Here is a 9,913-nt window from a genome sequence, read left to right on the forward strand (position 1 = left end):
CGCGCTGGGGGCTAAACTGCGCCGCGACCTCCCTCCGACTGGCAGCGTAAGGAGCCCCCATGCGTCTGCGGACGAATCTCGACAAGCTCGCGTGTCTCTCCGTCGTCGGCGAAGTGTCCCATCCGAGGGTCGGAGCCTCCCCCTACCGCGTCGCCCAGGACGGAACGCCTCACATTGTCCCGGGAACCGGCGGTATCCTCTACAACGTCCGCGTCGGCGACCTGGCGACCGGATGGATGGGCGATCACCTGGAACCGGGCGTCTCCAGCCGGTCGGGCAAGGACGACGAGAACGGCGCGTACAACACCTACGCCTGCATCGGGAACCCGGTGAAGGTCGTCGGCGGCGACGCGAAGGGCAGCGTCGGCTATGTGACGGGCAAACACGGCGGGATCGAGCACGTGCTCGTCGAGTTCCCCGATGAGGCGCTCGAATCGCTGCTGCCGGGAGATCGTCTGCTCATCAAGGCGATCGGCACGGGACTCGAACTGCTCGACTTCCCGGAGGTCGCCGCGCGGAGCCTCGACCCGCGCTTGCTGGACGTCTGGGGCATCGAGCCGAACGGCGACTCGTTGCGTGTGCCTGTGACGCACGTGGTTCCCGCGAAGGTGATGGGCTCCGGCTTGGGCGCGAACACGACGATCCGGGGCGACTACGACATTCAGATGTTCAGTCCCGATGTCGTCCGCGAGTGCGGTCTCGAAGACCTGCGCCTCGGCGATTTCGTCGCCATCCAGGACGCCGACCACACCTATGGGCGCATCTACTACACGGGAGCCGTCTCCGTCGGCGTCATCGTCCACGGCGACAGCTACGTCGCGGGTCACGGGCCCGGAGTCACGACGGTTCTCACGTCGCGCACCGGGAAGATCACGCCCGTCATCGACCCCGACGCGAACATCCGCACGCTTCATGCGCGCCTCGGCGCTTAGGGTCTGCCCCTGGTGGACGGGATCCGAGTCATCCGCAGCGCGCGCCGGAAAAAGACGATCAGCGCCCGGTACGACGGCGACGTCCTCGAAGTGCTCGCGCCGAAGGGCATGAGCGACGCGGAGCTCCAGCCAGTCATCGACCAGCTTCGCCGTCGGCTCGAACGGCGCAAGGCGAGGCGTTCGGTTCCCAGCGACGCCGACCTGGCGGAACGCGCCCAGACGCTGAACCGCCGCTACTTCGGCGGGAAGCTCTCCTGGCGCTCGATCCGGTACGTGACGAACCAGAACCGGCGGTACGGTAGCTGCTGCCACGAGGACGGCACGATCCGCATCTCGGATCGGCTCAAGCGCTATCCGCGTTGGGTTCTCGACTACGTGCTGGTCCATGAGCTCGCCCACTTGATCCATCCCGACCACTCGCCCGCGTTCTGGGAGGTCGTCAACCGCTATCCGCTGACCGAGCGCGCTCGAGGGTTCCTCATCGCCGTCGGGATGTTCCCCGAAGACGCCAACGAGCCCTTCGCCGAGCCCGACGCCGAGGACACCGACTGATGGCACGCCGCGCGCCGCGCGTTCCGTGGATGGGCTTCTGGATGGCGGCGGTCTATGCGTTCCTCTACGCGCCGATCCTCGTGCTGGTGCTCTTCTCGTTCAATGACTCGCAGTTCACGGCGCGGTGGGAAGGGTTCACGCTGCGCTGGTACGGGCGGTTGCTGGGCGACCGCGAGTGGTGGCGCACCGGCTGGAACAGCCTCACCATCGCGCTCGTCTCGACAGCGCTATCGACGGCGATGGGGACGATGACGGCGTTCGCGCTGGAACGCGCCCGTCTGCGCCACAAGCGGCTGATCCTCGGCGTTCTCTATCTGCCGATCATCATCCCCGACCTGCTGATGGGCATCTCGCTGGCGATCTTCTACTACTGGGCGGGGCTGCCGCTGGGTAAGACGACGGTGGTCATCGCGCACGTCGCGTTCAACATCTCGTTTGTGGCGGTCGTCGTCCGGGCGCGTCTGCGTCTGCTCGATCCGCGTCTGGAGGAAGCCGCGCTCGACTTGGGGGCGAACCGCTGGCAGGCGTTCTGGCGCGTCCAGTTCCCGCTGATGGCTCCCGCCGTCCTGAGCGGAGCCCTGCTGGCGTTCACGAACTCGATCGACGACTTCGTGGTCACCTACTTCACGGCGGGTCCTGGAGCTACGACCCTCTCGCTGAAGATCTTCTCGACGGTGCGGTTCGGCGTCCCGCCGGAGGTGAACGCGATTTCGAGCCTGCTGTTCCTGAACTCGGTGGTTCTGGTGCTCCTCTCCATCGCGATGAGCCAACGGCGGAACCGAGCGGAGCGCGGCAGCAGATCGGTGATCCCGCAGTCCGCTTGACGTCCTGCTGGTACCGCAGCCATGCGTCCCATGACGCGAGGAGATAGGCGCAATTCTTCGCTCCTGCGAATCCACGCGCGGACAAGTATGGGAGCGGGAGCCCAGATGGATTCCCGCTCCTGGCCCCGTGCACACGGGGCTGCGCGGGAATGACAGGTTACAGGCGGGAGTGACGGGGCAGAGAGCCGAAGAGCGTCACCGGCGGGCTCGACGGCAGCGGATACGGGACGAACATCAGCACCGCTTCGCCGCCAGCGTGGGAAACCTCATACCGCCCGGTGAGTCCGCGTTTCATTCCGCGCCCTACGTTATTCAGCCAGGACTTTCGCTTTGCACGTTATCGGAAGTACCGGTCAACCGGACATTGTAGCGTCCATGCGGGTTCTGCGAGAGCCCTTCTCGCTGGAACATGTCAATCTGGCACGTTTTCGAGTCCGGAGCGAAATTCCTGACCGCAACAGATCAGCCGAGAGCCACGACGATGCTATTCAATGCGCGTGAGGTCGATGAATTGCCTTCGCCAACTCCTTTGTGGCAGCGTGGCTACCCGAGTGCCACCGATAAGGTCATGAAGGGTTCGGTAATCTTCGCGGAATATGAATAGCGCATCAATCAGTACGTACGTTACCTGAGTCCCGCTGGACACTGCGGAATCCACGTCCGTCAGGATTAGGGACACGAATCCGCCGGCAAAAAACCCGCGACTGATAACGTATCGCCGAAAGCTGGCTCTCTTGCCGGTGACAGCATGGACGACCTGAATATTCAACCAGTGTTTGCCAAGCGTCTGACTTCTCCTCCATATGAGAATCCAATTCACGATGGCGACGGTGATTCCATACGTCACTCCAGCAACCACATACAGAAAGAGCGCAGTCGTATTACCGAATCCCAAACCAAACGGGGCGAGCCGTGCGATATACCACACCGCCACCGGGATAGTGGGATAGAGAAGGACATCCAGAACAGCGGCAGCCAGGCGCGATCCGCGCGATGCCACTTGGACCGAACCAAGGATCGAGTGCGGCGCTATCTCTTCCATGCCGATTCCGAAACACCCAATGAGCCGGCATCAGACGCCCGCAGGACTTCGACCAACCTCGCGTTGTCCTGGGGCAGCATGCACGTCACGCGCAGATGGTTCGGCATGTCGGGACGCTGTCGGACCTTGATGCCCGCGTCGTCGAGCGCCCGCTGAACCGCCGCCGGTTCCACGCCGTCGAGCCGCAGCAGGAAGAAGTTCGCGTCCGTCGGATAGACCCGCAGATAGGGGACTCCCCGCAGCGCGGACCCGAACGCGTCGCAGTCTCTCCGGACGCGCGCGACGACCTCGCGAAGATACTCCTGATCCTCCAGCGCGGCTTCGGCGGCGACCAGCGCCATCGAATCGACCGCCCATGGTATCTGGAACGCCGCGACGCGCTTCGCCATCTCCGGATGCGAGACGCAGTAGCCAACCCGCATCCCCGCCAGCCCGTACGCCTTCGAGAAGGTCCGCAGGACGATCAGGTTCGGGTGACGCGCCGACAGCCCGGCGAAGGTCTGTCCGCCGTAGTCCGCGTAGGCTTCGTCGACGAACCACAGGCACGTCGGCAGAGCGTCGAGAAGCCGCGTCAGCGTGTCGGCGTCGAGCAGTCGGTTGCCGGTCGGATTGTTCGGGTTGCTGACCAGGACGGCAGCGGCGCTGCGTTCCACGGCGGCGGCGAGCATCCGGTCGACGTCCAGGGCGTAGTCGTCCGGCGTCAGCGGCACGTCGATCACCTCGGCGGCGCATCGCTTCCCCAGCGCGACGAACCGCTCGTAGGACGGGTAGGGAACCAGCAGCCAACCCTTCGGCAGAAGCAGGTGCACCAGGAACTGCCAGACAAGCGCCTCTCCCGCGCCGTTGTAGACGAGCACCGATGCAGGCGGCACGCCTAGATGGGCGCCGATGCGCTCGCGGAGCGGTTCGGCGTACAGGTCGTCGCCGTAGAACCGGTACTCCCGCGACCGAGCGAAGGCGACCATCGCCTCGACGACGCGCGGCGAAGGTCCGTAGGGGTTGATCGCCGCGTCGAAGCGGAGCTCCGGAGCGTTCATCGGCGCGTTCTCCTCGTCAGGCAGTCCAAGCAGCAGGCGTTCAGGGACCGCAGACCTCGCGGTGGCTCTCCCGATCCCACAGCGAGTAGAAGTCGATGGGAACCTTCAGGTTCTCGGCGCGTGCCTGAACCGCCAGGTCCGTGCGACGGCGCAGAAAGTCCTCGGCGTAGACCGCCATCTCGTAGCGAATCGCGTAGGGGACCTCCGCCCAGATGTACGGCAGACTCGGCAGGATGGGCTCCGCCCAACCGGGATTCTCCGCCAGAAGGTGTAGGAACCGGCTCGCCCGCCGTCCGTACCGTTCGACGACCTTCTGCGACAGCGCCGCCGAAACCCCTGCGCGTGCCAACCGAGTCGGCAGCACTCCATCGACGGATTGCGCGCGAGGAGAGGGCTCCAGCGCCGAGTTCATCCCCAGGCGAGAGATGATGGCGCTCACGGCATCTTCCGCGATGCGCCGATGGAGGGTCATCTTGCCACCGCGTATGGCGAGCAAGCCCGGTTCCGGGCACTCGATCCGGTAGTCGCGGCTCATTGCTGACGTGGGACCTTCGCGCCCGTCCGCCATCGCCCGTACGCCCGCCCACGAGTCGGCGACGTCGCTTTCTGTCAGGCTCGCGTTGGGGAACGCCGCCGCCAGCCCGGACAGCAGGTAGGCGATGTCCTCGGCGTCGGGAGAGGCGTCTCCCGGACTGCCGCTGTAAGGCGTGTCGGTCGTCCCGACGAGCACAAAGTTCTCTTGCGGGATCGCGAACAGCCCGCGCCGGTCCTCCGGCGAGAAGAAGACGACCGTGTGGTTCAACGGCAGGCGGCGTCTCGACATGACGATGTGGACGCCCTTGCTGAGCTGCACCGCGTCGTCGGTACGGCGCGCCCAGGGACCCGTCGCGTCGACGACGATTGACGCGCGGACGTCGGCTTCGCGGGACGAAAGCCCGTCTCGGACGACGGCTCCGACGATCCGACCGTCCCGCTTGGCGTAACCCTCGATGACCGCGTAGTTGAGGACGTGGGCTCCGGCGTCTGCCGCGTCGAGGACTGCCTCCAGCGTCAGGCGGGCGTCGTGGGTCAAGCACTCGTGGTAGAGAACGCCGCCGACCAAGCCCTCGTCGGCGATTCCGGGCTCGGCGGCGAGCGTTTCGGATCGTTTCAGGCAGCGCCCGGAGGCTCCCGGCGTTCCGACGCAGAGGGCTCGATAGAGCCGGATGCCCGCCTTGAGCGCCCATGCCGGATGCGGCGATGTCCGATAGAGAGGCATGAGGAAGGGAACGCGGCGCACGATGCCGCCCGACTCGGCGGCGATCCGTTCGCGCTCGGCGAGGCAGCGGCGCACCATGCCCACCTGCCCCTGCTGGAGATAGCGGAACCCGCCGTGGATGAGGCGCGAGGAACGGCTGCTCGTGCCGCTGGCGAAGTCACCGCGCTCGCACAGGGCGACTCGGAGCCCGCTTTGGGCGGCGAGGCGCGCTACGGCCGCGCCCGTGATACCTCCGCCGACGATGAGGGCATCGTACGGATGGCTGTCCAGCGCGTCTAAAGCCCGATCTCGATGTGCGACCGATAGGGCTGACATGTCCGCCTCCCTCCTCCGACGGGCGAGCGTCACGAGGCGCGAGCTGTGAGGCGTTTCTGGATGTCGATGTAGTGTCGTTTCCGCCGAAGTGTGACGGGCTCGCTGTAGAGCTCACGGAACAGGAAGTGAAGCCCCTCCTCCAAGTCTCGCACACTCATCTGTTTTGGCGCAAATGTTATGTCGAACAGCGTGCATCGATCCCAGTAGGACTCCGCGAGCAGCCGACCCTCCGCCTGGAGCCGCCGGTAGAGCCGTGTGCCCGGGAAGGGCGTCAGCACGGTGATCTGGCACTCCAGCAGGTTCGAGTCGAGGACGAAATCGCGGATGCGCTCGAACGTGTCGGGCGTGTCGCCGTCGAGTCCGACGATGAAGCACCCGTTCACGGTGACGCCCCGCGACTGGATCGCGTCGATGGCGCGGCGATAGCCGTCCAGACGCCTGCGCTTCCAGTCGCCTCGGTCGAGGTTCACGAAGCTGCCCGGCGAAACGCTCTCCAAACCGATGAGAACCTGCTGACAGCCGCTCTCGGCGAGCAAATCGAGCAGCTCCGGGTCGTCGGCGACCGAGACGTCCGTCTCGGTGAACCAGTGGATGTCCCGTTTGCCCATCTCGTGGAGGAACCGCTTCGCCCAGTCGCGGTTGACGAAGGTGTTGTCGTCGGCGAGCTCGATGAACGGGAGGTCCCAGACCGACTGGATCGCGTCGATCTCCCGCATCACCTGCTCGACGGGTTTGACGCGGTACCTGCCGAACACCTTGGACGCCGCGCAGAACTCGCAATCGCGAGGGCATCCTCGGCTCGTTTGGACGGTCAGCCGGTTGTAGCGCTCCGTGTCGAGCAGGTCGTAGCGGGGCGGTGGCGTCTGCGACAGGTCGTAGGTTCCCGGCAGATCTTCGCGGTAGAACCGCCGGAGGGTTCCGCGTCGAGCATCTTCGAGGATGCTGCCCCACTGCGATTCGCCCTCGCCGACGCACACGGCGTCCGCGTGGAGGGCGGCTTCTTCGGGAACCAGCGTCGCGTGGAGACCGCCGATGACGACTGGCGTTCCCTGAGCCCGGTAGCGATCCGCCAATGCGTAGCACTCGTACGCCATCGCCGTGAAGGTCGAGAAGGCGACCAGATCGTAGTCGGCGAGGATGTCATGCCGGGCGATGTCGTCCACCTCGAAGTAGTGGAACTCGACGTCCGAGGGCGTCAGCGCCGCGAGCGTGATGCCCGCCAGACTGGGCAGCGACGCGATGACCTCGCCGCGCTGGACGAACCCCGGAAGCGTCACTCCGAGCGCGACGAGCTCCGGCGAGTAGATGCGAACGCCGCTCATCGAGACGAAGGCGACTCTCATGACGCGAGCTCCTCGATCCGCATGTCCCAGCCGGTCGGCACGACGCCGAGGCTTTCGAGGACGTCGGCGATGCCTTCCACGGACTTCAGGTCTTCCAGCCGGGCGTCTGGGATCGTCACGTCGAAACGGTTCTCGATCATGGCGACCATCGCCAACTCGCTGAGCGAGTCCATTCCCAGTTGGGCGCACAGGTTCTCGTGGACGTCGATCGACTCCGGTTCCACACACTCCTGCTCCGCGATCGCGTTCCGAATGTCAGCCTCGAGTGCCCAGGACATCGTGCGCCTCCTATCTCAGTATCAGCCCGGCGGCGAGGATCAGGTTCCCGACCAGAACCGCCGTCGCCGGAACCCCCAGAAACCACTTCGCTCGATGCTTCCACACGGCGAGCAGGCACAGCAGGGGAATCCCGACTGCGCCGAAGATCATCGCGGACGACCCGACGAGCTTCCATCCGTCGGGCAGCGCCGCGTCGTCGATGTGCTGACCGTAGAGGATGTTCAGAACCGGCAGCATGATGAACGCGACGTGGGCGAGCCGGAGCAGGCGGCGCTGCACCGAGTCGTAGCCGCCGAGCCACGTGGGACCCTCCGGCGCGCGATGGAACCCGAATTGCTCGACCCGCAGCCCCATGACCATGCCCGTGATGAACCCGAAGCTCATCCACGCCCACCCGAACGCGATGTTCATCGTGCCGATCTCGGTCATCGTGTATCTCCCTATCCGATCTACCGTACATCACGGGTTGCTGTCGGGCACGTCCTTGCCGAAGTGATGGTCTACCGTCAAGCCGACGAGGCTTATGCCCTCAGCCTCGTAGATATGTCCGCCGATATCCCAACGATCGCCGATCGGGAAAGACGCCCGAAGGTGGCTAAGAGCAACTCCACCGCCGATTCCGACGCTGGCTTTTCCGCCCCAGAACCCATAGCCGACATCGAATCGGATGATCGTGAAGGGCTCTCCGGGCAAAGGGTCCAGTACGCTCATACCGACGAAGCCGCCGTCGTAAGGACCGATGCGCACGGAGGCCGCCGGAATCAGTATGGTCTCTCCATCCTCGAAGCGAAGATGGTTGCCGCCGAGTCTTATACCAAGCCATCGCCGTTCATAGCGGATGTGCAGCCCCACACGAGTGAAATCCCAGTCGGGATCGTCCGGAGGGACAAGCGTCCCAACCGCCCGTACGCCGTATGCGAGATGGCCGTGGGATCCAAGCCCTAACGTCTTCTGAACACCGACCTCGGAGGTCACCCACGTGTCACCGTCCTCCGTGCCACCGGTTGTCGTGAAGGACATCGACGTCCGGGACGACCCAACAGGTAGACCCATGTTGAGCCGTTCGGCGGCGGCCGAGAGCGGGATCGCCGCAAGGGCGAGCGCCACGGCGAGACCCGCCCGGCGTCGCGGAGCGACTCGCCTGGATCGCCGAAGATCGGTTCGCGTTGCTGCCATCGTTCGAGCTCCTCTGTGCCGAACGCAGAGACCTGTATCAAACACCGTGCCAACGACCTGGTACGCGGAAACCCCGCATGAATACTGGATTCTAGACGAAGGACAGGTTTCGGAGAGCGTCGTGATCTCTGACGCCTGAAAAGGCGACGATTCGGATGAAGGCGCGCGGCGAGCGGATTCAGGCGGGTGTCGGGATTCATGACAGAGGGCAGGCGGGAACCTGCCCTCTGCTGACATCGCGCATGGCGGGACTAACGATCCGTCGCCCCATCGGCAGGTTGGTCGGAAGCCGTCGTCGGCTTCACCGTGATGGGACGGTCGGCTGGCGCGGGAAGCGCCGGCACTTCCTCGGTGACGACTACTTCCGCTGGAGGCATGCCTCCGCCGAACTGTGGCGTCGGGAGCGCCGCCATGACCTCGTGGGTGAGGAGCTCGGGATAGAGCGTCGGCGGGCCCGACCTCCGTTCGGGAGCGCCTCCACCCGCTTCATCGTCGACGGTCATCGCGGCGACGAACAACGCGGATTGCCGCTCTGTCGCGACGCGATCACCCTTGCGCGAGCGGAGCCGTCCCCAAATGGAACTTATCCCTAATTTGGCATCCACGACATCAACATCCGGAGTTCAGTCCAATGCATTCGTACACCATTATATGTTACGTAGATTTCCGGGAGCCATCCGCATATGCGCGTCGTCATATAGATCGTATCGAGTTCCAAGCTGTGCAAACCTATCAAACTTTCGATTAAGTATGGGATTGCGTTCCACCACGTACTGAATTGCATCCCGTATAGGGGCTGCGTCGCCCGCTCTCGACAATAAGAGTCTATCTCAATCGACGAATGCAGTTATCCGATAGTCTCCTGTGAGTTCGTCGATTCAGGCGTCTATCGCGTGCAAACGACCGACGATGCCAAGCCGGAACCCAAGCCGGAACCGACGATCTGGGCGGTTCCCGACGACGTGTGGGAGATCATCGAGGAGATTCTGAACCGCGAGTATCCTCGACATCGGCAAGACCGCAAGCGCGTGCCGCTTCGCCCGGTGTTGGACGGGGTTGTCTACAAGCTGCGCACCGGCTGTCAGTGGAATCGAATCCCCAAGGAATACGGCGACGACAGCACGATCCATCGCCATTTCCAGGCGTGGTGCGAGA

The 9,913-nt window shown here is 64.7% G+C and carries 12 protein-coding genes; 4 read left to right on the forward strand and 8 right to left on the reverse strand.

The window, feature by feature from the left end; translation table 11 throughout:
* Positions 1-59 precede the first annotated feature (59 nt).
* From FJZ36_16165 to FJZ36_16175, 3 genes are all read left to right on the forward strand, one after another.
* Complete coding sequence (locus FJZ36_16165; protein ID MBM3216436.1) at positions 60-932, forward strand: DUF4438 domain-containing protein; 873 nt, start codon at positions 60-62, stop codon at positions 930-932.
* A gap of 108 nt (positions 933-1,040) precedes the next feature.
* The gene (locus FJZ36_16170; protein ID MBM3216437.1) at positions 1,041-1,484 is read left to right on the forward strand and encodes a M48 family metallopeptidase; all 444 of its coding nucleotides are present in this window, start codon (positions 1,041-1,043) and stop codon (positions 1,482-1,484) included.
* 29 nt (positions 1,485-1,513) lie between these two features.
* Positions 1,514-2,308: an ABC transporter permease gene (locus tag FJZ36_16175; GenBank protein MBM3216438.1), complete on the forward strand. Its 795-nt coding sequence runs from the start codon at positions 1,514-1,516 to the stop codon at positions 2,306-2,308.
* 484 nt (positions 2,309-2,792) lie between these two features.
* Here FJZ36_16175 and FJZ36_16180 read toward each other — a convergent pair whose 3' ends face one another.
* From FJZ36_16180 to FJZ36_16215, 8 genes are all read right to left on the reverse strand, one after another.
* The gene (locus tag FJZ36_16180) at positions 2,793-3,350 is read right to left on the reverse strand and encodes an RDD family protein (GenBank protein MBM3216439.1); all 558 of its coding nucleotides are present in this window, start codon (positions 3,348-3,350) and stop codon (positions 2,793-2,795) included.
* Positions 3,338-4,387, reverse strand: coding sequence for a histidinol-phosphate aminotransferase family protein (locus FJZ36_16185; protein MBM3216440.1), 1,050 nt, complete (start codon positions 4,385-4,387; stop codon positions 3,338-3,340). The genes FJZ36_16180 and FJZ36_16185 overlap by 13 nt, the downstream gene beginning before the upstream one ends.
* A gap of 40 nt (positions 4,388-4,427) precedes the next feature.
* Entirely contained in the window at positions 4,428-5,960 is a 1,533-nt protein-coding gene (locus FJZ36_16190) for a glycerol-3-phosphate dehydrogenase/oxidase (GenBank protein ID MBM3216441.1), read from the reverse strand.
* Between the two features lie 29 nt (positions 5,961-5,989).
* On the reverse strand, positions 5,990-7,303 hold the full coding sequence (locus tag FJZ36_16195) for a B12-binding domain-containing radical SAM protein (protein ID MBM3216442.1): 1,314 nt from the start codon (positions 7,301-7,303) through the stop codon (positions 5,990-5,992).
* Complete coding sequence (locus tag FJZ36_16200; GenBank protein ID MBM3216443.1) at positions 7,300-7,581, reverse strand: acyl carrier protein; 282 nt, start codon at positions 7,579-7,581, stop codon at positions 7,300-7,302. The genes FJZ36_16195 and FJZ36_16200 overlap by 4 nt, the downstream gene beginning before the upstream one ends.
* A gap of 10 nt (positions 7,582-7,591) precedes the next feature.
* On the reverse strand, positions 7,592-8,011 hold the full coding sequence (locus FJZ36_16205) for a hypothetical protein (GenBank protein MBM3216444.1): 420 nt from the start codon (positions 8,009-8,011) through the stop codon (positions 7,592-7,594).
* A 30-nt stretch (positions 8,012-8,041) separates the two neighbouring features.
* A complete protein-coding gene (locus FJZ36_16210) occupies positions 8,042-8,758 on the reverse strand; it encodes a hypothetical protein (GenBank protein ID MBM3216445.1) in 717 nt (238 codons plus the stop codon).
* 251 nt (positions 8,759-9,009) lie between these two features.
* The gene (locus FJZ36_16215; protein ID MBM3216446.1) at positions 9,010-9,363 is read right to left on the reverse strand and encodes a hypothetical protein; all 354 of its coding nucleotides are present in this window, start codon (positions 9,361-9,363) and stop codon (positions 9,010-9,012) included.
* Between the two features lie 288 nt (positions 9,364-9,651).
* On the opposite strand from FJZ36_16215, the gene FJZ36_16220 reads away from it, so the two are divergent.
* On the forward strand, positions 9,652-9,913 hold a 262-nt coding region (locus FJZ36_16220), incomplete at its 3' end, for a transposase (protein ID MBM3216447.1).

It is taken from the genome of Candidatus Poribacteria bacterium (assembly GCA_016866785.1).
In the GTDB taxonomy this organism is placed as follows: domain Bacteria; phylum Poribacteria; class WGA-4E.